Genomic DNA, 26,695 nt, shown 5'->3' on the forward strand with positions numbered 1-26,695 from the left:
AACCAATAAATCTTTAACAAATAGTACCAGGTGGCACCCCTGTATTATGCGGTATTAATCCGGGTTTCCCCGGGCTATCCCCCAGTTGAAGGTAGGTTGCATACGCGTTACGCACCCGTACGACGGTGACATTGCTGCCCCCTCGCCTTGCATGTATTAAGCCTGCCGCTAGCGTTCATCCTGAGCCAGGATCAAACTCTCCATTGTAAATTTTTTTGTGGCCTCTATCTATAAAATAGGACCGAATCTTCTTAAACGAGTTTTTCTTACTCCTTTAGTTTATCTCATCATGTCAAAGAACAGTACCAATCAAACTTTCACTCTCACTTTTCGTTTCCGCTGTCTGCGATTGGGATTGCAAAGGTAGAAAAAATATTTCTTGCCGCAAGTACTCAGCAAGAAATATTTTAAAATTTTTGAAAGTTCTTCAAGTATTCAAACTATTCAAAAAAATTATCCAATTATTCCTCTAAAAGGAATGGATATTTGTAGTTTTCTGGAGAAACTAGTGTTTCTTTAATCACACGTGGAGAAACCCAGCGTAACAAGTTTAAAACGGATCCAGCTTTATCATTAGTACCGGAAGCCCGGGCACCACCAAACGGCTGCTGACCCACAACCGCCCCCGTTGGCTTATCATTGATATAAAAGTTACCCGCAGCATTAACCAAATGTTCAGTTGCGTATTGAATTGCATACCGATCCTGAGCAAACACAGCACCAGTCAAAGCATAGGGCGATGTGGAATCTACAATTGGGATAATCTCTTCGAACTTTTCCGCATCATAGACATATACAGTAAGCACAGGACCGAATATTTCGTCACACATTGTAATATAATCCGGTTTTGAGGCCTTAATTATTGTCGGCTGAATAAAATAGCCTTTGCTCTTATCAACGGTTCCACCTGCTACTATTTCAGCTTCCTCAGGATTATTTTTTACACCTTCTATATATGAAGCAATTTTATCAAAGGACTTTTCATCAATTACAGCATTAACAAAATTTCCAAAGTCTTCAACGCCCCCCATTTTGATTTCTGCCAGATCCGCCATCATATATCCCTTCACCTCTTCCCATAAATTAGAAGGTATGTAAGCGCGCGAAGCTGCCGAACATTTTTGTCCCTGGTATTCAAATGCACCGCGTATCAATCCTGTCGCCAGGGCCTTCGCATTTGCAGATTTATGCGCCAACATAAAGTCCTTTCCACCCGTCTCTCCAACAATTCTGGGGAAGGTTTTATAACTTCCAATATTTTCCCCGATCTCTTTCCAGATTGTCTGAAAAACCTTTGTACTACCTGTAAAGTGAATTCCGGCGAAATCTGCATGTTTGAAAACAATATCACCCGCCACAGGGCCATCAGCCAGGATCATATTAATTACACCATCAGGAAGGCCGGCAGCCTTAAACACCTTCATAATAACATTCGCTGCGTAAACTTGTGTAAATGCAGGTTTCCATAACACCACATTACCCATAAGTGCCGGAGCCGCAGGAAGATTTCCAGCAATTGCCGTAAAGTTGAAAGGTGTGATGGCAAAAACAAATCCTTCCAAAGGACGATACTCCATACGGTTCCAGACTCCATCCGAAGAAACTGGTTGCTGCTTATAGATATCTGTTAGGAAATTTACATTCAGACGAAGAAAATCGATGATCTCACAGGCAGAATCTATTTCGGCCTGGTAAGCGTTCTTAGATTGTCCCAGCATCGTTGCTGCATTCAATTCTGCACGGTATGGACCGGCAATCAAATCTGCTGCTTTAAGAAATACAGCCGCGCGTTGCTCCCAGTGCATAAGTGCCCAGGTTTTCCGGGCTTCCAAAGCTGAATCAATCGCTTTTTTAACATCATCAGCATTTCCTTCATGAAAATATCCCAAAGTATGCTGATGGTCATGAGGTGGAGAAACCCTTTTTTTGTTTTGAGAAAATATCTCTTCACTTCCTATATACTGAGGAATCTCAACCTGTTTTGACCTGGCATTTTCCAACGCCTTTTTCAATTCGCTTCTTTCCGGACTTCCCGGAGCATAACTTTTAACAGGCTCGTTTCTTAGAGCTGGTACATTAAAAAGTCCTTGTGACATCTATTATATTAATTTGAAAATGAATCAATTATGTTTAAAATTTCTGTAAAAAATACCGCGTCTGAACCACGTTATATTCTATTCTTTTTTAATAATCTTTTTTAGCTCAGGTAGGTTCAAAAGCAATGTCCTTACCATCACAAAGTTGTTAAATTAATACTTGTTTTGACAAGGCAAGTTATATACTTTTCTTAAAATTACACTTCCAAAATATCTGACACGCAGGTATTTTAACTAAATTTGTACTTTTCCAGTGCGACCTTATTTTATATATAATGATATTTTATAGTACCAAAACAGCTTCATTAAAAGCCTCGCTTGAAGAAGCCGTGTTCAGAAGTTTGCCGCCAGATAATGGTCTCTACATGCCAGAAAGTATTCCAAAAGTTTCTCAGGAATTTTTAGATACAATCGATAATAAGACATTTAAAGAGATTGCAGTTGAAATTACAAATACTCTTTTAGGGGATGATATACCACGAGAAGACATTGAAAAATTAATAGAGAGCGCTTTTGATTTCGATGCTCCTGTTTTAAAAATAACACCGAATGACTATGTTTTAGAGCTTTTTCATGGTCCTTCGATGGCATTTAAGGATTTCGGGGCACGCTTTATGGCTGCGTTGATGTCTTATTTTTTAGTAAAATCTCAAAAGGAAATACAAATTCTTGTTGCCACATCCGGAGATACCGGAGGAGCGGTAGCACAGGGATTTTATAAAGTACCTGGAATCTCGGTCACAATACTATATCCCAGCGGAAAAGTAAGCGAGATACAGGAAAAACAACTTACAACGCTGGGTCATAATGTTACAGCATTAGAAGTTGACGGAACATTCGACGATTGTCAAAAATTGGTAAAAGAAGCTTTTTTAGATTCTGAGTTGACTGAAAAGTTTAATTTGGCCTCAGCAAATTCTATTAATATTGCAAGACTAATCCCCCAGTCCTTTTATTTTTTTGCTGCCTATGCTCAACTCAAAAAACTTGGCAAGCCAGTTGTTTTTTCGGTACCAAGCGGAAACTTCGGAAATTTAAGTGCAGGACTTCTGGCGTATCGTATGGGTTTGCCCGTTGAACATTTTATTGCATCTACAAATTTGAACAATTCAGTACCAAGATATCTTGAGCAGGGAAGCTTTGAACCACATACATCGATCGAAACAATTTCTAACGCTATGGATGTAGGCAACCCTAGCAACTTTGTAAGAATGGTCCGGTTTTTCGGAGATGACTGGAATTTGGTGAAAGAAAAAATTTCAGGTTATTTTTTCAATGACGAAGAAACACAAGAATCGATGCGTGAAGTTTTCGAAAATAGCAATTATGTACTTTGTCCTCATACGGCTATAGCCTACCGCGGACTTCAAGAATATAGAAAAAATTCAGAGGGAAATTTTACTGGTGTTTTTCTTTCGACAGCTCATCCGGCCAAATTTATTGACCTTGTTGAAGAAACATTAGGGAAATCAGTCGAAATTCCTGAAAGATTGAAATTATTAATTTCAATTGAAAAAGAATCGGTAAAAATGAAACCATCATATTTGGAATTCAAATCATTCTTGTTGAGTAAGTTAAGCTAGTGAAACGCAGGATTTGACCGCCTGAGAATTTGATAAAAGCATCAACCTTCATACTTGTTCACAAATATTTAATTCTAAAAAGGGAGAGCGAAGCTAGAATCGGCTTCGCTCTCCCTTTTTTACATTATAGAAATTTCTAATTTACAACGTCACCCCTCAATAGTCGAAAACGTTTCCGAGACTCAGCGACATAAATGCTTCCCGGATATTTTTCCATGAGCTCCTGATATAACTTCATTGCCTCATCCTTATTATTCAATTTCTCCTGATCAAGTTTGGCCATCGCAAACAATGCGTCGTCACCAAGAATATCAACACTATATTTCGAGTACAACAATTTCAGCGCTGTCATAGCCTGTTGGTTACTATCAAGTTTCATGTAGGTCTTCGCAGTCAGCCAAAGAATTTCATCAGATAAACTATGGTTTTGATATTTTTCATAAAGATGTTTTAACGTATCTACTGCTTCATATTTTTTATTTTGGAAAAGTAAAAGTTCGACAGCTGAATATTCTTTCATGGCTGTTTCATTACTATCCAGACCCGTATTATCCATAATCAGCAGCCCAAGTTCATTTGCATCATTGGCAATTTCGCGAGAAGTAGCCTTCTTTAAAATATCAAGAACTTCCTTCGCTAGTGCAAAATCGCCTTTATAATAGTGTAACTTAGCATTTCGCAGCTTGGCTTCGTAACCCAACAAATCGTCTTTTTGAGATTTCTCAACCTGAGAATACAATAGTGAGGCCTCCCAAGGCTCTCCTTGCAGAAGATAAATATCACCGAGATCTAACTTACATTTATCGACAAACATCTTTTCCTGTTTACCGCCTTCAATAGCAATCTGCATAATTTCGATGGCTTTTTTGAAGTCATCCAAATAAAAAGCATTAAGCGTTGCCATGTTTCGAAGTGCTTCAACAGTTTTGACATTTACACCTAACTCGTCTACAAGTTGCTGATACTGGGCTAAAAGCTTCTGCACTTCCTCCCTCCGTACGGGATAAGTATTTTTAACCTGCTCCTCTCGGGAAAAGATAGCCATTCTTCGCGCAACCGGATAAAGCTGGCCCTTGGGGTACTCCTTAACCAAGTGATCGAAGATCGCTCCGGCATTTGCATAATCTTCATTCTGCAAAGCGAGCATGGCAAGATTATACAGACGAGTTCCATTATGCTTAAATCTCTTGTCTAAGGCTCTTTCTTGAATAAAGGCTTTGTAAAAATCCTTTTTTTGAATTTGGTACCATATCAAAAGCTCATTATAAAATCCTTCATTGGGAAACTTTTGGATTTTATCATAAAGGACTTTTTCCAAAAGGATCTGCTCTTTCTCATCTTTAGTAAAATCCTGAAGCATATTTTGGACTACCTCGATATTCTGATACCTCGTTCCATAAGAAAGCAGTTCATCGATCATTTTTTCAGGATCATTTAAATCCCGATATACACTGGCAAGTTCTAATTGAAACAAGTCGTTACGTTTTGAGATTTCACGGCCGTTCATAAGCGCATTTTTCGCCCATTCTGGCTGCCCGGTAGAACGGAATTCTTCGGCCATATCTCGCTTCAGATCAATCCTTAATCCAGAAGCACTCAATGCTTGTTCATTCTTTTTCTCTGCTTCCTGAGCCTTTCCCTGGCCATTCAACATAGTTGCCCAAGACATATAGTACCATGCTGAATTGAAAGCATCGTTCTTTATCTGCTTTTTGAAGAATTGTTCGCCTTCATTCCAGCTTTTCGTTTTTATAACACAGCTGGTATAATTCTTCAGATAGGCCTTTTCATATCCGGTTTTCAGCAGCGCGGTATAATAGGTCAGCGCTTTCGGACAATCATCCTTTTTGAAGTATTCTTCAGCCATTTCTTTCTCGCTTTGCGCCCGGGCCGCCGACCCCGCCCCGGAAAGAAATATATAGATCAATAAACAACTAAAACCCTTTTTCATAATAGATAAAAAAATTTCTTTTTTAGTTATTATCATTCTCTAGCACTGTGGATATGTCTATAACTATCTTTTCCACTGTAGATTAACACAGTTATCCACAAATTGTGGATAACTGTTAGGGTTTATCCACTGGAGTTTTTAAATTTGTCCACAATTAAGTTGTTGAGTCACAAGGTAAGAAATTATTTATAGACATCTTGATGTTGGTAACTCCTTCTACTATGCTACAAAAGTTATGCACATTCTCTAAAGTGTATTAACGTAGTGTTAACTTCATTTTAGATGTGGATTATACACTTTAGAATTGAAACTTGATTTTTATCCACATAAATACCGGGTTATCCACATAATTGTTAACAAAATTTTGGTATTTACCCACAGATTTTTCGAGTTATTCACATAGTTATCCACACTAAGTGTATAAGAATTTTTTACTACCTGACTGTGGACAAGTCAAAATTGGTGTCATTAATTTCAAAATTCGCTTTGATGAGAAGTTTGTCTGGGAAATAATAGATTTTTTCTGGCTGGCGGTTTTCACTGGGCAAACCTGTGTCCCATCTGCGGTTATTATTGGCGTCAATGATTAGTCGTAGAAAATAATTTCCTTGAGGGATATTTCGAAATGTGAAAGGTGTTGTGTAAAGTGACTGAAGAATTTTATAGTCCTGGTCGACTAATTCTACAATAATGTGAGTAGTGTCTGCACCATTAACGGAGCCTCTTAACAAACCGTAATCCTCTTCGTTTAATACTTTGTGTTTAATCAGCATTTTTGCGAGCGTATCGCCTTCAATACTGATTAGACTACCCTTTGGTATATCCCATTTTATACTGTCCTTAGCCGTCGATTTAGCGCTTATTTTTATCTGATTGTGGTATTTGTTCCAGCTCCATTTAAAATTACTCAACGGCTCCTTCGTTAGGCTGTCGCTGATTAGCTGAATACTTTTGTCATCAATAAAGCTTACAGGTTTGCTTAATTGAAGTTCGTAGTCGAAGATTTTGGATAGCGGTTTATTTTGGGCGGGAATTGAAGTCATAGTAAATGGATCTTTCTGTCTGTCCTTCCCACGCTGCTGCAGAAATGAAACTTTTATCGTGTCTTGCGCAGAGGTTCCCAAAGAATCTGTCACAGTCATTCGAATGTATGTTGTGTCTGGATGCGGTTGGATATTGAAGAATTTTAGCTGCTGATTGTTTTCTACTATGTAAGGAAGCGTATCTTTATTCATAAAATTTACGTCGACTTTTTCTATTCCCTTATTAAATACAACAGTATAGTTATTAACTTTTGGGATGGTTCTCTGGACCCTGAAAGGCGTGTTGTCCGATAAAAATAGTGAAACGTCATAGTTCAATGAGTCTGAGCCGGCGTTGACAGGTTGAGGTAAAAAACCTATTCTTTCATCTTTTGCATTGTAAAGGAGATTTCGGTTTTTGTCATCAATTGCAAATAATCGGTAGTCTTTTATCTGAGCATTTTCAATACTGAAATGACCGCTGCTATCTGTCCTTGAAAAATAAAAGGGTTTTTGTTTCACGATATTTAGCGTATCACTAATTGGATACAGACCCACGAGTGCATCAAAAATTGGTTTATTAGAGCGCATGTCCTTTATGGTTCCATATACTCTTCCTGAGTCTAACGAACTTCCTGTACTAAAAACGAGCTTAAGATTTTTGGCGGGATTTTTCTCAGCATAGTCCTTTATTGCATCGCCAAAATTCAAGGTATATGTGGTACTGTCTTCGAATTGTTTCTTAAAATTTAATTCAATCGAGGTACCTTTTTGCTTAAAGTTGTAGGGGTTATCCGCTTCGGGAGTGATAATTAGTTTTTGTGTGATATTGTCAATAACCACATACTCATCAAAGAATAAGGATATCTTGTTTCCAGTAAAATTTAACGTGCGGTTTGGCGGATCGCTTTCGATTAAATTGGGTGGAATTATATCTTTTTTACCACCTGTCGGTGCTACCTGTTGAGCACACTTTGTGAGTAAAATGAGACAAATTATCGGCAAAAAATACTTCTTGAACATAGTTTAAAATTTTAAACAAAAGCCCTCAATACTTGAGAATGTATTGAGGGCTTTTATAGGTTTTACGGTCGATTAAATTTTAGAAATGACATAGATCAAGCTTGACGTATTAAGATTCTCTGGAGAGCTTGAATTACCCTTCAAATTTGATGTCAAACCTGTTTTTACGCTGTCAAAAAGATTTATCTTTTTACCCTTATATTTTGTGCTGAGCATGCTCACATAAAAAGAGTCAAACCACATAGGATGTATGGTATCTATCCTCAACTGATGCTTTTTTGCAAGCAATGCCATAGAAGCTTTTGTAAAATGGTAAAGGTGTCTTGGCACATCGTAAGCAGCCCAGAAGCGGCCATATCTGACAGCATCGGCAGACTGCGGATTGGGAACGGCTATAATGATTTTTCCATCGTCACTGAGATGTTTTGCAAGCCATTCAACTGTTTCATTTAATAAATGAACGTGTTCAAGTACATGCCAGAGTGAGATTATGTCAAACTTTTTCCCTTGCAATTCTTGCTCATAAATAGATTCAAAAATGCTTGATCTAGCTCGTTTTGATGCTACTTTTCTGGCTTCATCATCGGGCTCTGTACCAAAAGTCTGCCATCCAGCCTGCTTTGCAGCCTGGAGAAAATTACCGGTTCCACATCCGATATCCAGTAGCTTCCCTTTCTTGGGAAAGAGCGTTTGCATCAATTCAATCTTTTTCCCTATTGTATAATTTCGAACGGAGGTATACACCTTGCTCATCAGTCCTTTTGAATCGTCGTGATGCGAAATGTATTCTTCAGATTGGTAATAAGCCCCAATCGAATTAATATCCGGACGTGGATTTGTGAAAAGGAAGTAACATGTGTTACACTGCTGGATTGTAAATTCCTTTTTGGAAACAGTATAGTCGTCAACATTCAGATAGTTGCTGAAGCTGGTACTGTTGCAAACCGGGCACTGGCTTAAAGTTTCTAAAGACATTTATCTTCCTATAAATAACATGAGCACCGAAATATCCGATGGACTGACACCACTGATTCTGGATGCCTGACCGATTGTTGAAGGCCTCGTTCTTTTGAGTTTTTCGCGTCCTTCAAACGAGAGAGAAGTGACCACATCATAGTTGAAATTTTCTATAATATTCAGGTCCTCGAGACGGTTCATTTTTTCTACGAGTAACTTTTCTTTTTCGATATAGCTGTCGTATTTAACATGAATTTCCGCCTGTTTGATTGTATCTTCTCCATACTTCTCGAGGAGCGAAGAGATGACTGGACTAGCCTTGGAAATTTTGTCAATCGAAACCTGCGGGCGCTTTAGCAATTGCGTTACCGAAGTTTTTTCCCGGATAGGCGCAGACCCTGATTCTTCCAGTGCTTCATTGATTTCTTCAGGGTAGAGTTTGTGGCCGTTGAATTCAGTGATAATCTCTTCAACCTGCTGAACTTTTTTCCGAACGTTGTCAAGACGCTCCTGATCTGCCAACCCGATTTCGAAACCTTTTTCGGTAAGTCGAATGTCGGCATTATCCTGGCGAAGTAAGGTCCGATACTCGGCACGAGAAGTGAACATTCTGTACGGCTCTTCTGTACCCTTATTAATAAGATCGTCAATTAAAACGCCGATATATGCTTCTGATCTTTTGAGCACAAAAGGTGCTAATGAATTGACATTTCTGTGCGCATTTATACCTGCCATCAATCCCTGGCATGCTGCTTCTTCGTATCCGGTTGTTCCATTGATCTGTCCGGCAAAGAAAAGATTTTTTATTCTGTGCGTCTCAAGTGTGGACTTCAATTGAGTAGGAGGAAAATAATCATACTCGATGGCATAACCCGGTCTGAACATTTTTACATTTTCAAATCCAGGGATTTTTTTAAGCGCAGCGTATTGAACATCTTCAGGTAACGATGTTGAGAAACCATTTACGTACACCTCCACTGTGTCCCACCCTTCCGGCTCTACGAAAATCTGGTGACGATCCTTATCGGCAAAACGATTGATCTTGTCTTCTACAGATGGACAATATCTTGGACCTAGCCCTTTTATCCGACCAGAGAACATTGGAGATTTTTCAAATCCTGTTCTTAATATTTCATGCACTTCATTATTGGTGTAAGTAATCCAACAGCTTCGTTGCTTTGCTAATTTTTCGGTATCCTTATATGAAAACTTAGCCGGGTTTTCGTCACCAGGTTGCTCTTCCATTTTTGAGTAATCCAAAGACCTTCCATCAACTCGAGGCGGGGTTCCGGTTTTCATCCGTCCAGCTTCGAAGCCAAGTGTAATCAATTGTTCTGTAATGCCAGTTGCAGCTTTCTCTCCGGTTCGTCCGCCGCCAAAATTTTTCTCACCGATATGGATGAGACCATTCAGGAAGGTTCCATTGGTAAGCACGACGGACTTGGATTTGATTTCAATTCCAAGACTTGTCTTGACTCCCTTCACCTGATTGCCATCAAGCAGAATTTCCTTAACTGTGTCTTGCCAGAAATCAACGTTTGGGTTGTTTTCTAAAATGGATCTCCACTCATGGGCAAACATCATCCGGTCACTTTGGCAACGGGGACTCCACATAGCAGGGCCCTTCGACAAGTTCAACATACGGAACTGTATCATAGTCTTGTCGCTCACAATCCCTGACTGACCTCCGAGCGCATCTATCTCTCTCACAATTTGGCCTTTGGCAACACCACCCATGGCCGGGTTGCAGGACATCTGCGCTATGGTGTGCATATTCATTGTAATGAGTAAAACGGAGGAGCCCATCGTTGCGGCTGCGGCGGCTGCCTCGCAACCGGCGTGGCCGGCTCCTACTACGATTACATCATATTCTTGAAACATATTTTTAAGTTTTTCTCAATTGTTGTGAAACGTGCATTTTTAGAAATTTTTCAAAAATGTTCCACGTGGAAATATTTAATATATTAAAAGACACTCGTCTTCCTTAGCTCGCATCTGAGCTTTTAATTCTTCACTGGTATCGGTGTAATCCATTAAGTGTAAGAGCCCATGTATCAAAACACGACGCATTTCAGTCTCAACATCTACTCCAAAGTCAATAGCATTCTCTTTTACGCGATCAACACTGACGTAGATATCACCTTCGATTTTTCCCTCCTCCTCGCTGTTGTCAAAGGTTATAATATCCGTATAATAGTCGTGATCAAGATACTGTTTGTTGATCTCCAGGAGATAATCATCCGAGCAAAAAATGTAATTCAAATCACCTATTTCATAACCCTCTGATATTGAGACTGTTTTAATCCACTTGGATGTTTTTTGTTGAAACGGAAGTTTGAAATCAATCTCCTCTGAGAAGAATTTAAGCATATTGTTAATTCGGAAATAGCTGTATTATAATGAGTTATATCAAAAATCAATACGATTTTCAAGGAAATCGAAAAGGAAATTTGGCGTAAAGGTAGTAAGTATCTAATTACGATTTAATTAACGGTTGATTTCAAGCCGTATTTAACCTATTTTAAGAATCTGCATGAATCTCAAAAACAGGTTAAATACTAACAAACTGTAGCGTTAATCAGTTCTTTGCCTGGTATTTGCGGAAGTAAGTATCAACCTCTCGTTTGTAGAAAGGTGAGAAAGTAGGCGGAATGGTCCGAAGAAGTTCGGTTTGCTTTTCCTTTTCCTGAATATATTTTTCAAAAGCAGCAGGTGGCTGACGAGGTGTTTGCTTAGCCGTTTGTGCCTTGCGCTGCTCGTCCTCATCTTGTTCTTTCATTGCTTTTTCGGATTCAAGTAACCGCGTCGTTATTTCCTGATTTCTTTTCATAAGCTCAGGCGTGACGCGTTTGTTCACAAGGTCGGTCTCATTTTCGTCCATCTTGTCAATAATGTCTTGAAGCTCCTCACCGAACATTTTACCAGCTTCTGTGCCTTTCTGAGCATCCTTCATGGCTTCTACCATCTTGCGTATCATGGCCTGCTCTGCTGCCATTCTCGCAAGTTGCTCAGAAGAATTGCCCTGTCCCTCTTTTCCGGATCCCAGCTGCTTTATTTTTCCGTTCAGCTTTTCCTGCATTTCACCCATTCCAGGCTGTTCACCCTTTTGTTTGCCTTTTTTACCCTTTCCTTGTCCAGGCATTGCCATCGCCATTTGCTGCTGCATTTGTTTGAAAACATCACTTAACATCAGAGCAAGGTTGTTCATGGAAGTCATCGAGAACTGCTGCTTCGAAGTCGCCAGATTTATATTTCTGTCCTTAATGCTTTTGACACTTTCGTCCATATACTGTTTCATATCGTTTAATTCCCGTGTTATAAACGATTGAATCTGAACAACACGACTTGCAAGCGCATAAAGACTATCCTCAACAACTTTCGCGTCATCTTTTAATTTTAATTGCTGTTGACCAAGTTTTACAAAACGCGGATCCTGCAAATTGACTCCTCTAAAATCTTTCATCAGTTTTTCCTGATCAAAAGACAGCGTGATCAAATTTTCAAGGATATCCCGTAACGCATCCATATCTTCCTGCATCTGTTCGGCCTCTTGTGCTTCCATGGCTTCTGCCATTGACTTAGACATTTCCCTCATTGATTTAGCCGCTTTTTTCTGAGCCTGAGAAGCCTTTGAATTCTGCTGCTTATCAAGTTGTTCCTTGCTTTCTTTCATCTGCTCAGAGGCGTTTTTTTGCTCTTCCTCCTTAGGATCAATCGGCTGTTCAAGCTCCTTGCTCATTTCCTCAATCTCCTTTGTATTTTCCTTAGCTTTTTCGAACTCCTCCTGAATTTTTTCCTGCTCTTTTTTTAAATCTTCATTCTTCCCTTTCTTCTCTTCCGAATTTTTGTTCTTATCGTTCTGCTGGGATTTGTCCGCTAACTGTTCTTCTTTATCAGCGAGCTTATCAAGCTTGTCAACCAGATTTTCCATCTTCTGCTCCATCTGCATCTGTTTGAAAAGCTTCATAGTACGTTCCAGCTCCTTTTCCAGATTATGCTCTTTGTTTTTTAGTTTATCGAGCGTATTAGACATGCGTTCGCTTTTCTTTTGGTCAAGAAGTTTTTGCAATTCCTTATAGAGCTTATCCGTATCATTATCCAATAACTCCTTCATCAGTTTCTGAAGTTGATCCAGTTTTTGCTGAAGTTCAGGACTCTGCTGGCTAAATTGTTTGGATTTTTCATTCATTGCCTGGTTCTTTTCCTGCAACGACTGAAGTTCTTTCATCAGTTCCTCACGTTTTTTCAGAACTTCTTCAATCTGTTTTTTTTCCTTAAAGTCAAGTTCTTTGTTACTTTTCAGACGATCATCCAAAGCAGTAAGATCTTTTTCAAGACTTTGTGCTTTTTTCATTGCCGACTCGATCTGATTTTCAGTATTCTGCTCCGACTTACGTATTTCAGCTTCAAGTTGATCTTTCGAAGGAACCGTAAATTGAATTGAGCGCGAACGGGCACTTTTTGGGCCATTGACGCCATCGTTATCCCAAACCTGAGCAAAATATTCGATCTTGTCTCCCGGAGCCAGCTTGAGGCTGTCGACGTACCACTGAAAGTAAAAACTCTGTGTGTTGACGGTTTTGTTGAAAGGAATTGCAATAGCTTTCGGAGCGGCCCCTTTTTTCTCGTTTTCCCGTTGTACAGAATAGAATAATTTTAGCTGTGAAAACCCATAATCATCACTGATCGAACCTCCCACAACCAAATAATTATACATCGTTGTATCCTGGAAATTTTCCAGAGACATCACCGGAACCTTGTCTGGAATCACATTGATATAATAGCCAATTTTGTCGGAGTTGGCCGCTTCATCATTTTTCAATTGAATCTGATACTGCCCTGAACGGCGAACAGAACGCTTTGTAACCTGAAATCCTTCATCATCATTTTCCGATGCTTTATATAAAAGTGAATCGTTTTCAAAGCGGATTGCCAAAGATTTGGTGGACGATGTATTAAAATTCCATTCAACCGTTGTGCCCTCCGGGATTGATAAATTTCCAACGTTATTTAGTCCCTCTGATGGTTTATGCAGATAAGCCGGATAATGCAGATTTACGTCAAAAGATAGCAACGAAGGTCGTTCAATTACAGTAACTTTATATTCATCTGAAAGAAATCCGGCAGCCTCAAATGAAAAAGCGGCCTCGCGCTGAATATTTTTAAAAACGTAAGAATAATGCTGATTACCCTCCTGATTTAATTTAAAACGTGTTCCATTTTGCACCAGATAAACATCTTTTGGCAAAGCATCACCTTTAAGCGTTAGTTTCAAAGTGAAATCCTCATTACGAAATGCCTTTAAATTTTTATTTTCCAGTACAAATGAAAATGGCGCATAAGCATAGTTTTTCTGGAAATGGATAATCCGGTCGGAGCTTGAAGTGAAAAATGAGGGGTTAAAAAGTAAAATAACGCCAATTGCCGCCAGTGGATAAATGGCATATTTGATCCATTTTTTATTTTCGTTGAAGCGTATCGCATCTGAAAATTTAACGATTAACAGCTGTCCGGATTTCTGGCGGATACTTGCTTCAATAAGATCAGATTGCGTTCCTGAAAGATTTCGGAGTTGTAATGTGTTCAAAAGCTTGTCTCCTACTTCCGGAAAATACTGCCCGATTTGTAAAGCGGCGTCCTCATCCGAAATCGGTCTTCTCAGACCGAATAAATGTATCAATGGCTGAATTACCCACTGGAAGAATGAAAACATCAGAACGGCCAAGAAACCGAAGAATAACGTTCCCCGAACGCCAGAACTGAAACGACCGAAATATTCAAGTGTATTGAAAATAAGATATACGCTCAGAAGCAACGCCGCCGAAAAGATGATTCCTTTCAAAAGCTGATTTTGATAATACTTTTGCCGGTATTCCTGAATACGAAGGAGAAGTCCTTCCATCACTGGTGTAAAAGCCGCCATAGGATTTGGGATTGTATTGATTACTATGGTAACGATTTAACAAAGCAAAAAGTACGATTTCCTCCGCCGACCATAGAGCGGACTAATATAATCTTTTTTATGCTATTTTGAAAGATTTCAAAGTGAAAGCAAAATTCCGGCGCTGATATAATTTACCCAGTTGAAATTATAAATTTTGTCATTATCCGCACCTCCTTCAAGTACACGATAACCCAGTTTTACGCCTAACGAAGAATTGATCTGATAGCTGGTGCCGGCAAAAATATCTTCTGCCCGTCCCTGTTTTGCGGCCAGAGCATCTCCCTCGACCAAAAACGACCAGTGATAATTCGGTTTGTAGCATGCATAAAAGTTGACGATGGGGACAAACCCGACATTATCATAATGCGTGTCGGTAATTTCGTTTTTGAAGCGGACATCCGCATCACGAATTTTTGCTGTTAAACCTGCACCCACCTGCCAGCGTCCCTGCTCGATGAAATTGTAGCGGTAAGTAAGGCGGTAAGAATTAAATTTATAATAAACATCAACAGGAGAACCAGCAGTAAAATTCTGACCGTTAAAATCAATGTTCCGGTTAAAACTCCCGTTGTATTTAAGCGTCTGGGGGGCATAAAGAAGTAAAATGTTATGCCTCTTCGCGAAAGTATATCCAAGCCTGATCCTGTAAAAGACCTTGGTTTTACTATTAAGTTCGTCAGATAAATTTACCTGAGTACCGCCATTGGCGGGGATTCGGACCCGGTTATATTTTGTATTGGGAATAACGCCACCTTCCAGATCAACTTTAAACTGTGCGCTTGCAGGTGTGAATACGCAGGTGAATATTATGAGTATGATAAAGTTGGAACAAGTTTTCATAGGCTCAAAACAAAAAAACAAACAACCCGTTTGCAGGATTGTCTGTTAAAAAATTGATGCCAATGTTTAATAAAATCAGGCGTCTAATGTTACCGAAGCTGGATTTTTTATTTGCTGAACAAAATGACGAACATCGTTTTCCAGGTCTTTCGTTTCTTCTAAGACGCGAATAAATGCACTTCCGATAATGGCGCCCTGGGCATAATTACATGCCTTAGCATAGGTCGCATTGTCTTTGATACCAAAACCAATTAAACGTGGATTTTTCAAATTCATCGCGTTGATACGGTTGAAATATGACTCCATATCTGTGCTGACGCCACTTTTTGATCCGGTAACGCTGGCAGAGGAAACAGTGTAAATAAAACCTTCACTTGCCTCGTCAATCTGTCTGATACGCGATTCTGATGTCTGGGGAGTAACAAGAAAAATATTCAGAATTCCGTATGAATCGAAAATAGATTTGTACTCGTTCAGATAAACATCCATCGGCATATCAGGAAGTATGAGTCCGTCAACGCCAACTTCGGCGCACCTTTTGCAAAAATTTTCTATGCCAAACTGCATAACCGGATTAATATAGCCCATTAGCAAAACAGGAATGGTAAGCGTTTTGCGCATATCCTGTAACTGATCAAAAAGAAGCTTTACGGTCATACCGTTTTCTAAAGCTCTTTCGTTGCTTTTTTGAATCGTTTCACCATCAGCAACCGGATCCGAGTATGGCATTCCAATTTCTACCAGATCTGCACCGCCTTCCTGTAAAGCGTTCAGGACTTTTCTGGTATCGTTCAGTTCAGGGAAACCTGCTGTGAAATAAACGTTCAACAGTCCTTCTCCTGGCTGGCTTGTTGGTTTTGTATTAAAAAGATCAACTATTCTATTCATTCCTGTGTCCAGTAATCAATTACTAAAACTTTGTCTAAATGCGGCTCCAAAACTTTCACAAAGGCCTTGTGTTCCGGATGAGGAAGGTAGGCCGCGCGTCCTTCCTCGCTGTCAAATGATACGAAAAACATGTGTGTAAAACCTTGGTTAAGTCCTTCCGGGCTGTTATTTGTTCCCCATTCAAAACCTTTCACTTCTTTTACTTTTGAAGGAAGTTTGCGGAATGCATCTTCAACTTCTTTTACTTGCGCCGGTGTGGCTGAGTCTTTAAATTTAAACAATACGGCGTGACGTAGCATTTTTTTAGCGGCAGGTTTTTTGTCCGAATTTGCGTAAGCGATTGTTCCAAAAAGTAGAAAACCGGCCAAAAATAAAGAAATGTATTTCATTTTGAATAGGTTTATTATTTAGGTTTAATTAAAACTAAAGCAATTTATAATTAATAATCCGGATTAGGATGGAACGGTAACAATTCCCGCCACGAGTTTATAATACCAGCCATTGAAATTTATACCTATCGAAACGCATAAATACAAGCTGCTGATAATCTCCAAAATAGCAGGATTGCTGCCGTAAAGTTGTAAAAAAACGGGATCCGTTACAGGAAAATCATAATTTGTCTCATGATAAGAAAACTGTAACCGGATCTTTTTCTTCCCAGGATCATCAGGATTAATCCTTTCTGTTACCTGAAACTGACTGACATGTATAAGCACCAGAGAGTAGTCCAGAAACACAATTTCATCTGTTGAAAGTGCCTTTCCCCAATTGCCAAAAATGTAATACCGGTTATCACACAAATTGCTTAATTCATTCCGATCAAACCTTCCGACAACTTTTAAATCTTCGTCTTTAAAAAAAATATTTTCTGATTGATAAGATGGTTTACCGGGAAAACCGGTTGATTCTATCTCAACAATATCCAGCAATTTAATATGGGTCACCCAATGTGTATAAATTTTACCATGCTGGGTTTTGCATATAGGTCGTATCCATTTCGGGCCATTTTTTCCAATGAGCGGTTCATTGTTTTTGTTTAGCTCGATGCCAGCCAGGCACCTTCCCCCTTCCTTCACAGAATTGGCTAAACAGACAAAACGAATTGTCACGTGACCGTGATTAGATCAGGTGCGTAATTTTGATATCATTTCTTACCTGCTTCAAATATTCAGCAAGCAACCTGCGGTGGCATTTGTCAGGTTTATGCTCGCTGCATAACAGGCAATGTTGGTGAAGATTTTCGACGTTGATTTTTTGTGCGATTTTACGAATATCGAGCAAGTTCAGATATTCCGTTTCGTAGTCATTCCAGGTTAATTTCTTTGTCCGGTATAAGGATAACAGCTCCTTTGTCGGGGCGAAATCAAGGTTATGGTCGTATGAAATATTTCCAATTTCCCTGGCGAAAAATTGGAGATCAGATCCTTTTGCAAAACCTGAAAGTTGGGAAACATTATTGATTCGCGTATCTACTATTTGTTTGACACCTGAATCCTTTAAAAGCTTAAAGAATGTTTCCGCTGGTTTTTTGGTAAAACCAATCGTAAATAGATGAATCATAAATTTTCTTCTGAATTGTGTGTGTATGGAGAAAAAGCGATCTCCTGATTTTTTAAACGATAGGCAGCATTGATCTGATCCTGAATCGTAACATCAGGATCAAAAACAGTCGGAACGGGTAATTTTTTATAGAATTTTTTTAAAATCGCTTTTTCAAGCTGGGCGTTTGAAGCGAACGTTTTGTCTTTGAGAATATGATTTATTTCAAAACCGTGTTGCGCCAAAGCTAAGGAAATCATCGAAAAACGGTGGCACTCAAGTGGCTCAGCTTCTGAGCACATCAGTGAGATTGTGAAACCTTTTTCGAGACCCTGGATTAATTTTTGAATTCCATCCTTGAAAAGAGTTGAGTTCCTGACCTTTTCAAATTCTACTTTTCCTTCTGGGTCAAGGAGTTCGGGATCGGTATGTCTGGCTCCAAATTCCCTGGGAAAATGCTGATAATTAATACCATTATTTTTCAAAAAAGCAGCTAATGGCTCTTTATTGAATTGGGGATTGTAGGCACTTGCCGCAACGCTCCTGACGTCGATGAGGCAAGTGATCTGGTAATGTTTAAGCAATTCCAGGAAATATTCTGGCGGATGGCTGGAATGGCCAATGGTAAATAGTGTGCGTGTGTTCATTATACAATCAAATGTAATGATTTACAATACGATCATGATTGCGTTGAGTATCAAGTTATTTTATGCTGAGCAATTTAAACATTCACCTTCATCGTTAAATTTAACACGGTCAAACTCGCCTAATTGTTCCTTTAACTCAAGAATTTCATCCTCTATTTCGCATCTTTCAAATAAAGACAGTTCACCTGAATTCACTTTCTTTTCAAGTTCCTGTACTTTTAGACGCATCTCAAAAACTTCTGGTAATGCTAGTGTTGCCATCGTGAATCATGTTTAAAATCGCTGCTGGTTATCAGCTTTTAGAATCTAGCTTTTGAGGGCGTCTCCTTGCCTAATAACCAGCAGCTGATCAGTTGATATATTTCATATAAGTTGCCATATCCTTATCGCCACGGCCGGAAAGGTTAATAACCACCGTTTCATTTGCCGTAGCTCCTAATTTGTTCAACACTGCCAGTGCATGCGAAGATTCCAGTGCAGGAATGATGCCTTCCATACGGGTAAGCTCAAAGGCTGCTGCAACTGCTTCTTCGTCTGTGGCAGATAAAAAAGTGCCTCTGCCGCTTTCATAAAGATAAGCATGCTGAGGACCGATTCCGGGATAGTCAAGACCTGCAGAAATTGAAAAAGGTTCTACAACCTGCCCGTCTTCCGTTTGCATCAATATTGTACGGCTGCCATGCAAAACTCCCGGTGTGCCCAAAGCTGTAGTCGCTGCCGAATGTCCTGAACTGATGCCCTGGCCCGCCGCTTCAACAGCCACCAATTTTGTGTCAAGATCGTCGAGATAATGATAAAATGCGCCAGCCGCGTTACTTCCTCCACCCACACAGGCAATAACATAGTCAGGATTTTCTTTTCCAGTCTGTTCTTTTAACTGCCATTTGATTTCTTCTGAAATAACAGATTGAAAACGAGCGACCATATCCGGGTACGGATGCGGTCCAACCACAGAACCGATGATATAATGCGTATCAACAGGGTTATTAATCCAGTGACGCATGGCTTCATTGGTTGCATCTTTCAGCGTTCTGGACCCACAGGTAGCTGGTCTCACTTCCGCTCCCAGCATTTTCATGCGGGCAACGTTCGGAGCCTGACGTTCAATATCCAGCTCACCCATATAAACGATACATTCAATGTTCATCAGTGCACAAACCGTAGCCGTAGCCACACCGTGCTGTCCTGCGCCTGTTTCCGCTACAACGCGTTTTTTTCCAAGCTTCTGAGCCAGTAAAATCTGTCCTATCGTATTATTTACTTTATGCGCTCCGGTATGGCAAAGGTCTTCTCTTTTCAGAAATATATTCGTTCCATATTTTTCCGAAAGACGGTTTGCGCGATAAAGTGGCGTTGGGCGACCTACATAGTTTTTGAGTAAGTCGTCATATTCCTTTTTAAAAGAAGGTGCTGAAATGATCTGAAGATAATTTTCACGCAGTTCTTCCACATTTGGATATAACATTTCCGGAATAAATGCACCGCCAAATGTTCCGTAGTATCCCTGGCTGCTTGCCTGGTAAGAATTTTTTTCCTGTACTGTTTCCATAAGTTTATGCTTCTGCCTGTTCCTCTTTTTTTACCCTTACCTTATCGAAAAGCACTTTTAATTTTGAAATATCTTTTACGCCTGGTTCAGTTTCAAACATGCTATTTACATCAATTCCGTAAATAGGTAAAGTTTTAGACAATGCGATTACATCATCTATATTTTCCAAACCGACCCCTCCGCTGAGAAAAAACGGTTTTTCATTATCATATTTCTTTAACAGGCTCCAGTCAAATGCTTTGCCGTTTCCGCCTGGATTATCTCCTTTTGTATCAAACAAAAACATATCGCAGTACGATTTGTAATTGTTCAGCATAGCAAAGTTAAACTGATCGTGAATTGAAAAAGCCTTGATAATATTTACACCTTTCTGGCGAATGCTGCGGCACATGTCCGGCAATTCATTTCCATGAAGCTGTGCATATTGGAGATCATATTTCTTAACAGTATCCAGAATATAACCCGGACTTGCATTCACAAACACCCCGACTTTCTTGATGGAGTTTGGTATGCTTTTAACAAAATCTGCGTCCAGGTCATTCCCCACGAAACGAGGTGATTTTTCGGAAAATATAAATCCGATAAAATTTGGCTGCAATGCTATCAATTCTTCAATGTTGCCTTTCTGGCGCATTCCGCAAACTTTAACTTTCATATAACGTGAGGGTTACTGTTACCAATTTGTGATAAATTATTTTGCAGTGCTACCAGCGCTGCTCCCGGGTTGTCTGTTTTCATGAATGTTTCTCCAATCAAAAATCCTTTATAACCATAGGCGAATAGCTCGAAAATAGTTTCGGCATCGCTCAGTCCGCTTTCAGATATCTTAACGAATGAATCAGGAATTTGCGCACTTAATTCGATGGAAGTCTGAATGGAAGTCTCAAAGGTTTTGAGGTTCCGGTTATTTACACCCACTATGTCAACTGTATCGCACAAACTTTGTGCCAGCTCTTCTGAATTATGAACTTCTAAAAGAACTTCCAGCCCAAGGTCGTGAGCTTTTTGGCTAAGTGACTTTATTTCAGATGGTTCAAGGCAGGCAGCGATTAAAAGAATTATATCGGCACCTATAGATTTAGCTTCAAAAAGCTGGTATTCGTCCACAATGAAATCTTTTCGCAGCATTGGGATATTGGGATTTGCTTTACGGGCTCTTAGAAAATCATCAAAAGATCCGCCAAAGAAATCAATATCAGTTAACACAGAAAGCGCCGCTGCACCTGCTGAAACATAATCAGCAGTAACGATTTCTGGTAATACGTTACCATTAATAATCCCTTTCGAAGGAGACTTTCTTTTGAATTCAGAGATAATACGAGGAGCTGAGGTACTCTTTAAAACATCTGACAGAGAAACCGACGTACGGTCAAATAATTCCTCTTTTTCGAGATCAGCGATGCTTTTTATCTTTTTTGATAACTCAACTTCGACTTTTTTACGCGCAACAATTTTTTCTAATATATTCATTTAGCTCTCCTTTTGTGCTTCAACATCCAGTTATAGATGTCATAGGTATCTTGTTTTTCGTAAAGCCACTGGATACCATGTCCATCGTTTTCCAGTACTGTCAATTCAATATTTCCTTTGCAGTTTCGCAGTTTTTTTACTTTCTCTTCTGTTTCTGAGACAGGTACAACTTCATCTTGTTTTCCATGAAATGTCCAGGTTGGTATATGACGGATGTTGCAAAGATTTGTAACATCGCTGTCCCAGGCACACAAAGGCACGAGGGCGGCGAATTTATCCGGATATTTTTTAGCAAGATCGAAGGTCCCGCCGCCGCCCATACTTACGCCCGTCAAATAAATCCTTTCCGGATCAATTTCGTATTTGGAATTGAGTTCAGCAAACATCGTTTCAAACCAGTTTTCGGCAGACCAATTTCTGACACCTGCGGGGCATTGCGGTGAAGCAATAATGAAGTCAAAGTTTCGTCCCTGCTGCACAAGTTGAGGAGGTCCGTATGCTTTGAGTTTATTTATGTCATTTCCCCGTTGAGAGCTACCGTGGAGATAGATAATCAGCGGATACTTCTTTTTTACCACATCATACTCCTTTGGAAGATAAAGCAGGTAGTTATATTTCTTTTGATCTTTTAAGCTATTTTCAGTTTGATCAGAGCCGATGTTTTTTGCACTTGTTTTTGAAAACAAGCAGATACTTAAAAGTGCATATAAACAAATGGTCCAAAAACGTCTGATCATCTTTTTAATCTTTGAAAATATCGGCAACGTTTAGTTTGAAATCAGGGAAAACAGCACTGGTGATAACATCGGCCGTAGTAATTGGATGCAAGCCAATATATTTTCCTTCGTCGTTTAAAATATAAACAAAAATGGTATCAGTAGTTGGCTCTGCAAGCCAGTATTCCTGCACTCCATTTTCTTCATATACTTCAAATTTATTTTTCATTTCTACCTGGGAATTACCCGGATAAAGAATTTCAATAATCCCATCTGGTGCACCAATACAACCTTTTTCGTCCAGTTTGGAAGAATCACAGATTATACAAATGTCGGGCTGTGCTACTGTGTATATTTTATTTGTGGTTTCACTTTTTCTTGGCGTAAGACGAACGTCAAATGGAGCATGATATACCTGGCAAGTTTTATTGTCAAGAAAATTAAACAGCCTTTTGAGAAAAATACCGGAAATCCTCTGGTGTCTTCTGGCTAGTGCCGGCGACATTTTGAATATTTTCCCTTTGATCAACTCCACGCACTCTTCAAACTCCCATTTAAGGTAGTCTGCGTAGCTGTAAGTACCATTCAAGTCAAGTTGATCCAGGCTTGTTATCATGCTGTCAGTTTTTTAAAGCTTTGCAGAGCCTTTTTACTCTCTAATGATTCACGCGCCATTTCAACAGCATCCAGTAAAGTCAACTCAGGATTTGCACAATGTAATGCCAATGCTGAATTCGCCAGAACAGCTTGTTTTTGGGCTGAGGTAGCTTCATTGTTCAATACCTTCATGAAAATTTTTGCAGAAGCTTCGACGGTTTCGCCACCGGAAAGTTCGGAGGCGCGCAGTGTATCCAATCCTAAATGGGAAGGAGTCAGCACTTGCTCTGTGTGAGCTGTTATGATTTTAAATGCACCTGTTAATGACACTTCATCGTAACCGTCTAGGGCGTGAACAACCAGAAACTGTTTATCAGTCTGTTGGTAAAGATAAGCAAAAAGTCGTGCTAATTCAAGACTGAAAACACCAACCAATTGCTTTCCTGGTGACGCAGGATTTACCATAGGCCCCAGCATATTAAAGAAGGTTTTTATACCTAATTCTCTACGAACAGGAGCAACGTTTTTCATTGCAGGATGAAAAAGCGGCGCGTGTAAAAAGCATACACCAGCTTCGTCAATCTGTCGTTCAAGAATAGATTTATCATTTGTAAATTTTGCTCCCAGAAATTCAAGGACGGTTGAGGAGCCGCACATCGATGACACGCCGTGATTCCCGTGTTTGGCGACACGCTGTCCTGTGCCTGCAACGACAAAGCACGAAAGGGTTGAAATATTAAAAGTGTCCTTTCCGTCACCGCCAGTTCCGCAGACATCTATGGGATCAAAAGCGGATAGATCAACCCTCAGACACATTTCCAGCATTGCATCGCGGAAGCCTTCCAGTTCTTCGACTGTTATACTTCTCATGGCGTAAATTGTAAGGAAAGATGCTATTTCTGAATTAGAATACTGGCCGGAGCTGATGCCGATCAGAATTTCTTTGGCTTGTTCTTTACTTAATACTTTGTATTCAAATAAATGTCCGAGAATGTTTTTCATGCTATTAAATCCATAGATGGCGCTACGCCTTTATTGAAAAAAGTTAAGAAAGATTACAGGTTTAACCAGTTTTGTAACATTGCTTTTCCGTGATCTGTCAAAACCGATTCCGGATGAAATTGAACCCCTTTCACATCAAATGTTTTATGCGAAAGGGCCATAACACGACCTGCTTCGTCCAGTGCAGTTATCGTCAGATCATCGGTAAACGTCTCAGGAACAACCGTCCAGGAATGGTACCTCCCGACCTGAATTTCTGACGGCAGGCCCTGAAAAATACGGTCTGTGGAATCGGTCACAATCGCTTTATCACTGATCCCGTGCAATACATCAGTCATATTTTCAAGACTGGCGCCATAGACTTCGCCGATCGCCTGATGGCCAAGACAAATTCCTAAAATACTTTTCGTTGGTCCATATTGGCGGATAAGATCCTGCATAATTCCAGCTTCGGAAGGAATTCCGGGGCCGGGAGAAAGAAGAATTTTGTCGTATTGATATACTTCTTCAAGTGTAATTTTATCGTTGCGGTATATATCTACCTCGCCATGCAGTTCACGAAGAATGTAAACCAGGTTGTAGGTAAATGAATCGTAATTATCTAAAACAAGAATTTTCATTTTCAGAGATATAATTTTGGGTAAAGTTTTTTGAGGTTGCTAAGTATTTCATACGGAAACTTTATAATCTAATACCAATTCGTCTCCCGATTTTCCACGAATCGCCCAATTGTGGAGGGGAGTTTCTGTTAACGTGATTTCCACATTATTTGCAGTAATGCCCAGTTCATGCTCGAACCGATTAAAAATTAATTGATACAGATATTTCTTCGACTCAACAGAACGTCCCTCAAAGAGCGAAATTTCAATAATTGTATACTGATTACTTCTCTCCTGAGGATAGAAAAAATCTTCATCATCCAGGTAAAAAAAACGATGTATTCGTTTATTTTCAGGATATTTGAAAGCATCGACAATGCATGCGTGCAAAACATCAGAAACTTTATCCCGTATTGGAATCAAATGTTCCCGTATTCCATAAATCTTAACCTGTCCCATATCTTATCAGATTGTTTCAGCTACGTCAATTGCTTTACGTAACGCGGCCAGCTTGCTATTAATTTCCTGCAACTCACTTTCCACATTTGACTTGGCCACGACGCCCATTCCTGCACGGTAAAACAACGTGTTATCCTTACTCAAAAAGGTACGGATAGCGATGGCATGGTTGAAATCGCCGTTAAAATCCATAAACCCGATTGCGCCTCCGTAAATACTGCGATTGCTGGTTTCCATCTGATCAATCAGCTTCATAGCGTTGTGCTTCGGAGCTCCGGAGAGCGTCCCGGCTGGGAATGTATCAGCCACCAGCTGTAAGGGATTTACGCCTTCATTCATCTTTCCCACTACTTTGGAAACAAGGTGAATGACGTGAGAATAATATTGAACTTCCTTGTAATTTGTAACCTTAACAGCATCACAGCTACGACTTAAATCATTCCTTGCCAGATCGACAAGCATGACGTGTTCAGCAGTCTCTTTTGGATCATTAAGCAGTTGTTGCGCAGCCTCGGCGTCGGCCTGATCGTCTCCGGTTCTTCTGAAAGTACCCGCAATCGGATGAATTTCAGCTTGGCCATTTTTAATGAATATTTGCTTTTCAGGAGAAGAACCAAAAATTTTATAATTACCGTAGTCAAAATAGAAAAGATACGGAGATGGATTAATCGAACGTAGGGCGCGGTAGACGTTGAATTCGTCGCCTTGAAAGTCTCTGCTGAAACGACGAGACGGGACGATTTGGAATACATCGCCTCGTAAACAATGGTCAATTCCTTTCCGGATCACACCTCTCATTTCGTCATCTGTTACATTCGAAGTTTCTTCTGACGTAATATGGAAATCGTATTTTGGGAAATTCCTGTTTTTGATCAATCCTTCAATCATATCCAGTCCGCTCTCGTCATTTGTTTCGCCGTATTGATGTTCAAAAATGTATAGTTCATTTTTGAAATGATTAATGGCAATGACATAACGGTAGACCTGGTAAAAGATCTGGTCGATTTCCGTTTCCACACTGGTCGGCTGAATTTCTATGTCTTCGAAATAGGTTACAGCGTCGTAGGTCATATGACCGAACAATCCATTTGTGATAAATGGAAATCCGCTTTTCTCGGAAATAAAGCTCTGTGCATAGCCGTATAAAGCTTGTACGGCGTCTTTACGCTTTTCTAGCGTAAATGTATCGATTGTTCCGTCCGGATATTTCTGGGTAACAATATCCTTATTTAGTTTGAAAGAAGAGACAGGGTCGCAACAGATATAGGTGAATGAGTTTTCATTTCCGTGATAGTCCGAACTTTCAAGAAGAATCGTATTAACAAAACGGTCCCGAAGTTTCAGATAAATAGAAACAGGGGTTAGCGTATCTGCCAGCAATTTCTTATGCCGGGTCGTAATAGAGTAAGTTTTGGTTAAAGAAGACATATTTTCGGTTGGAATAGATATAACAAAAAAGCGGCTAGCTGTCAGATGAACAGCTAGCCGCTTGGAAAGTATATTAGATATCTTATACTACACAATAGAGCTTACTCGTCCATCTTATTAAGACGTGCACGCCACCACCATGTAATATTTGAAGTAATTGTCATATTTGATTTCGACAAATTTTAGTCTATACAAAGATATTAAAAAGGAAATGAGTCTTGCAATAGTTACATAAAATAAAGTTTCTAAAACGCAAAAAATCCCATCTCCTATGAAGATGGGATTGAAATTAATGGTATTGTGGCGGCTACCTACTTTACCAGGTTTGACCCAAGTATCATCGGCGGTTCCGGGCTTAACTTCTCTGTTCGGGATGGGAAGAGGT

24 protein-coding genes and 2 rRNA genes are annotated in these 26,695 nt (G+C 39.7%); 1 reads left to right on the forward strand and 25 read right to left on the reverse strand.

Going from position 1 to position 26,695, the window contains the following annotated elements:
* Both BMY70_RS30410 and pruA read right to left on the reverse strand, forming a co-directional pair.
* Window positions 1-207, reverse strand: a 16S ribosomal RNA gene (locus tag BMY70_RS30410); the annotation flags it as partial.
* Window positions 208-461: 254 nt separating this feature from the next.
* On the reverse strand, window positions 462-2,096 hold the full coding sequence (gene pruA / locus BMY70_RS30415) for an L-glutamate gamma-semialdehyde dehydrogenase (RefSeq protein WP_090342484.1): 1,635 nt from the start codon (window positions 2,094-2,096) through the stop codon (window positions 462-464).
* 275 nt (window positions 2,097-2,371) lie between these two features.
* Here pruA and thrC point away from each other — a divergent pair, with 275 nt between their 5' ends.
* On the forward strand, window positions 2,372-3,679 hold the full coding sequence (gene thrC / locus BMY70_RS30420) for a threonine synthase (protein WP_090342489.1): 1,308 nt from the start codon (window positions 2,372-2,374) through the stop codon (window positions 3,677-3,679).
* A gap of 136 nt (window positions 3,680-3,815) precedes the next feature.
* Here the strand turns inward: thrC and BMY70_RS30425 are convergent, their stop codons facing one another.
* The 23 genes from BMY70_RS30425 to rrf all read right to left on the reverse strand — a co-directional run.
* Window positions 3,816-5,630: a tetratricopeptide repeat protein gene (locus tag BMY70_RS30425; protein ID WP_229209838.1), complete on the reverse strand. Its 1,815-nt coding sequence runs from the start codon at window positions 5,628-5,630 to the stop codon at window positions 3,816-3,818.
* Between the two features lie 434 nt (window positions 5,631-6,064).
* On the reverse strand, window positions 6,065-7,675 hold the full coding sequence (locus tag BMY70_RS30430) for an Ig-like domain-containing domain (protein WP_090342493.1): 1,611 nt from the start codon (window positions 7,673-7,675) through the stop codon (window positions 6,065-6,067).
* Window positions 7,676-7,747: 72 nt separating this feature from the next.
* Window positions 7,748-8,650, reverse strand: coding sequence for a class I SAM-dependent methyltransferase (locus BMY70_RS30435; RefSeq protein ID WP_090342497.1), 903 nt, complete (start codon window positions 8,648-8,650; stop codon window positions 7,748-7,750).
* Window positions 8,651-10,513 carry a tRNA uridine-5-carboxymethylaminomethyl(34) synthesis enzyme MnmG gene (gene mnmG, locus BMY70_RS30440; protein ID WP_090342501.1) on the reverse strand — a complete coding sequence of 621 codons (1,863 nt, stop codon included), beginning with the start codon at window positions 10,511-10,513 and terminating at the stop codon, window positions 8,651-8,653. It lies immediately after the preceding gene.
* A gap of 75 nt (window positions 10,514-10,588) precedes the next feature.
* Window positions 10,589-11,002, reverse strand: a complete 414-nt coding sequence (gene ybeY, locus BMY70_RS30445) for an rRNA maturation RNase YbeY (protein ID WP_090342505.1) — start codon at window positions 11,000-11,002, stop codon at window positions 10,589-10,591.
* 208 nt (window positions 11,003-11,210) lie between these two features.
* Entirely contained in the window at window positions 11,211-14,534 is a 3,324-nt protein-coding gene (locus BMY70_RS30450; RefSeq protein ID WP_090342574.1) for a DUF4175 family protein, read from the reverse strand.
* Window positions 14,535-14,672: 138 nt separating this feature from the next.
* Entirely contained in the window at window positions 14,673-15,416 is a 744-nt protein-coding gene (locus BMY70_RS30455) for a hypothetical protein (protein ID WP_090342509.1), read from the reverse strand.
* A 75-nt stretch (window positions 15,417-15,491) separates the two neighbouring features.
* On the reverse strand, window positions 15,492-16,304 hold the full coding sequence (gene trpA, locus BMY70_RS30460) for a tryptophan synthase subunit alpha (RefSeq protein WP_090342513.1): 813 nt from the start codon (window positions 16,302-16,304) through the stop codon (window positions 15,492-15,494).
* Entirely contained in the window at window positions 16,301-16,693 is a 393-nt protein-coding gene (locus BMY70_RS30465) for a Dabb family protein (RefSeq protein ID WP_090342517.1), read from the reverse strand. The genes trpA and BMY70_RS30465 overlap by 4 nt, the downstream gene beginning before the upstream one ends.
* A 63-nt stretch (window positions 16,694-16,756) precedes the next feature.
* Window positions 16,757-17,413: a dual OB domain-containing protein gene (locus tag BMY70_RS30470; RefSeq protein WP_090342519.1), complete on the reverse strand. Its 657-nt coding sequence runs from the start codon at window positions 17,411-17,413 to the stop codon at window positions 16,757-16,759.
* A gap of 10 nt (window positions 17,414-17,423) precedes the next feature.
* Window positions 17,424-17,864: a DUF488 domain-containing protein gene (locus tag BMY70_RS30475; RefSeq protein WP_090342521.1), complete on the reverse strand. Its 441-nt coding sequence runs from the start codon at window positions 17,862-17,864 to the stop codon at window positions 17,424-17,426.
* Window positions 17,861-18,490: a DUF488 domain-containing protein gene (locus tag BMY70_RS30480; RefSeq protein ID WP_090342524.1), complete on the reverse strand. Its 630-nt coding sequence runs from the start codon at window positions 18,488-18,490 to the stop codon at window positions 17,861-17,863. Before BMY70_RS30480 ends, BMY70_RS30475 begins: the two co-directional genes overlap by 4 nt.
* Window positions 18,491-18,550: 60 nt before the next feature.
* Window positions 18,551-18,751: a hypothetical protein gene (locus tag BMY70_RS30485; RefSeq protein WP_090342527.1), complete on the reverse strand. Its 201-nt coding sequence runs from the start codon at window positions 18,749-18,751 to the stop codon at window positions 18,551-18,553.
* 88 nt (window positions 18,752-18,839) lie between these two features.
* A complete protein-coding gene (trpB, locus tag BMY70_RS30490; protein ID WP_090342531.1) occupies window positions 18,840-20,039 on the reverse strand; it encodes a tryptophan synthase subunit beta in 1,200 nt (399 codons plus the stop codon).
* 4 nt (window positions 20,040-20,043) lie between these two features.
* Window positions 20,044-20,694 (reverse strand): phosphoribosylanthranilate isomerase, encoded by a 651-nt coding sequence (locus tag BMY70_RS30495; RefSeq protein ID WP_090342535.1) that lies wholly within the window; start codon window positions 20,692-20,694, stop codon window positions 20,044-20,046.
* The gene (trpC, locus tag BMY70_RS30500) at window positions 20,691-21,509 is read right to left on the reverse strand and encodes an indole-3-glycerol phosphate synthase TrpC (protein ID WP_090342539.1); all 819 of its coding nucleotides are present in this window, start codon (window positions 21,507-21,509) and stop codon (window positions 20,691-20,693) included. The genes BMY70_RS30495 and trpC overlap by 4 nt, the downstream gene beginning before the upstream one ends.
* Window positions 21,506-22,246, reverse strand: coding sequence for a carboxylesterase family protein (locus BMY70_RS30505; RefSeq protein ID WP_090342543.1), 741 nt, complete (start codon window positions 22,244-22,246; stop codon window positions 21,506-21,508). Before BMY70_RS30505 ends, trpC begins: the two co-directional genes overlap by 4 nt.
* A gap of 4 nt (window positions 22,247-22,250) precedes the next feature.
* Window positions 22,251-22,841, reverse strand: coding sequence for a Uma2 family endonuclease (locus BMY70_RS30510; RefSeq protein WP_090342548.1), 591 nt, complete (start codon window positions 22,839-22,841; stop codon window positions 22,251-22,253).
* Window positions 22,838-23,824, reverse strand: coding sequence for an anthranilate phosphoribosyltransferase (trpD, locus tag BMY70_RS30515; protein ID WP_090342552.1), 987 nt, complete (start codon window positions 23,822-23,824; stop codon window positions 22,838-22,840). Before trpD ends, BMY70_RS30510 begins: the two co-directional genes overlap by 4 nt.
* 53 nt (window positions 23,825-23,877) lie before the next feature.
* Window positions 23,878-24,444: an anthranilate synthase component II gene (locus BMY70_RS30520; protein ID WP_090342556.1), complete on the reverse strand. Its 567-nt coding sequence runs from the start codon at window positions 24,442-24,444 to the stop codon at window positions 23,878-23,880.
* Between the two features lie 48 nt (window positions 24,445-24,492).
* Complete coding sequence (locus BMY70_RS30525; protein WP_090342560.1) at window positions 24,493-24,882, reverse strand: tautomerase family protein; 390 nt, start codon at window positions 24,880-24,882, stop codon at window positions 24,493-24,495.
* Window positions 24,883-24,888: 6 nt separating this feature from the next.
* A complete protein-coding gene (locus tag BMY70_RS30530) occupies window positions 24,889-26,310 on the reverse strand; it encodes an anthranilate synthase component I family protein (RefSeq protein WP_090342563.1) in 1,422 nt (473 codons plus the stop codon).
* Between the two features lie 298 nt (window positions 26,311-26,608).
* Window positions 26,609-26,695 (reverse strand): 5S ribosomal RNA (gene rrf, locus BMY70_RS30535); the annotation flags it as partial.

The sequence above is a fragment of the Dyadobacter koreensis genome (assembly GCF_900108855.1).
Taxonomy (GTDB): domain Bacteria; phylum Bacteroidota; class Bacteroidia; order Cytophagales; family Spirosomataceae; genus Dyadobacter; species Dyadobacter koreensis.

What these genes read in the sequence shown, in the direction of transcription:
- trpB (WP_090342531.1), bottom strand. Translation starts at nt 20,039, where the DNA reads ATGGAAACAGTACAGGAAAAAAATTCTTACCAGGCAAGCAGCCAGGGA.
- BMY70_RS30430 (WP_090342493.1), bottom strand. Translation starts at nt 7,675, where the DNA reads ATGTTCAAGAAGTATTTTTTGCCGATAATTTGTCTCATTTTACTCACA.
- BMY70_RS30485 (WP_090342527.1), bottom strand. Translation starts at nt 18,751, where the DNA reads ATGGCAACACTAGCATTACCAGAAGTTTTTGAGATGCGTCTAAAAGTA.
- BMY70_RS30495 (WP_090342535.1), bottom strand. Translation starts at nt 20,694, where the DNA reads ATGAAAGTTAAAGTTTGCGGAATGCGCCAGAAAGGCAACATTGAAGAA.
- ybeY (WP_090342505.1), bottom strand. Translation starts at nt 11,002, where the DNA reads ATGCTTAAATTCTTCTCAGAGGAGATTGATTTCAAACTTCCGTTTCAA.
- BMY70_RS30510 (WP_090342548.1), bottom strand. Translation starts at nt 22,841, where the DNA reads ATGATAACAAGCCTGGATCAACTTGACTTGAATGGTACTTACAGCTAC.
- trpD (WP_090342552.1), bottom strand. Translation starts at nt 23,824, where the DNA reads ATGAAAAACATTCTCGGACATTTATTTGAATACAAAGTATTAAGTAAA.
- BMY70_RS30455 (WP_090342509.1), bottom strand. Translation starts at nt 15,416, where the DNA reads ATGAAAACTTGTTCCAACTTTATCATACTCATAATATTCACCTGCGTA.
- BMY70_RS30525 (WP_090342560.1), bottom strand. Translation starts at nt 24,882, where the DNA reads ATGGGACAGGTTAAGATTTATGGAATACGGGAACATTTGATTCCAATA.
- pruA (WP_090342484.1), bottom strand. Translation starts at nt 2,096, where the DNA reads ATGTCACAAGGACTTTTTAATGTACCAGCTCTAAGAAACGAGCCTGTT.
- BMY70_RS30465 (WP_090342517.1), bottom strand. Translation starts at nt 16,693, where the DNA reads ATGAAATACATTTCTTTATTTTTGGCCGGTTTTCTACTTTTTGGAACA.
- BMY70_RS30435 (WP_090342497.1), bottom strand. Translation starts at nt 8,650, where the DNA reads ATGTCTTTAGAAACTTTAAGCCAGTGCCCGGTTTGCAACAGTACCAGC.
- BMY70_RS30505 (WP_090342543.1), bottom strand. Translation starts at nt 22,246, where the DNA reads ATGATCAGACGTTTTTGGACCATTTGTTTATATGCACTTTTAAGTATC.
- trpC (WP_090342539.1), bottom strand. Translation starts at nt 21,509, where the DNA reads ATGAATATATTAGAAAAAATTGTTGCGCGTAAAAAAGTCGAAGTTGAG.
- BMY70_RS30450 (WP_090342574.1), bottom strand. Translation starts at nt 14,534, where the DNA reads ATGGAAGGACTTCTCCTTCGTATTCAGGAATACCGGCAAAAGTATTAT.
- BMY70_RS30475 (WP_090342521.1), bottom strand. Translation starts at nt 17,864, where the DNA reads ATGATTCATCTATTTACGATTGGTTTTACCAAAAAACCAGCGGAAACA.
- BMY70_RS30425 (WP_229209838.1), bottom strand. Translation starts at nt 5,630, where the DNA reads ATGAAAAAGGGTTTTAGTTGTTTATTGATCTATATATTTCTTTCCGGG.
- mnmG (WP_090342501.1), bottom strand. Translation starts at nt 10,513, where the DNA reads ATGTTTCAAGAATATGATGTAATCGTAGTAGGAGCCGGCCACGCCGGT.
- trpA (WP_090342513.1), bottom strand. Translation starts at nt 16,304, where the DNA reads ATGAATAGAATAGTTGATCTTTTTAATACAAAACCAACAAGCCAGCCA.
- BMY70_RS30530 (WP_090342563.1), bottom strand. Translation starts at nt 26,310, where the DNA reads ATGTCTTCTTTAACCAAAACTTACTCTATTACGACCCGGCATAAGAAA.
- BMY70_RS30520 (WP_090342556.1), bottom strand. Translation starts at nt 24,444, where the DNA reads ATGAAAATTCTTGTTTTAGATAATTACGATTCATTTACCTACAACCTG.
- thrC (WP_090342489.1), top strand. Translation starts at nt 2,372, where the DNA reads ATGATATTTTATAGTACCAAAACAGCTTCATTAAAAGCCTCGCTTGAA.
- BMY70_RS30480 (WP_090342524.1), bottom strand. Translation starts at nt 18,490, where the DNA reads ATGAACACACGCACACTATTTACCATTGGCCATTCCAGCCATCCGCCA.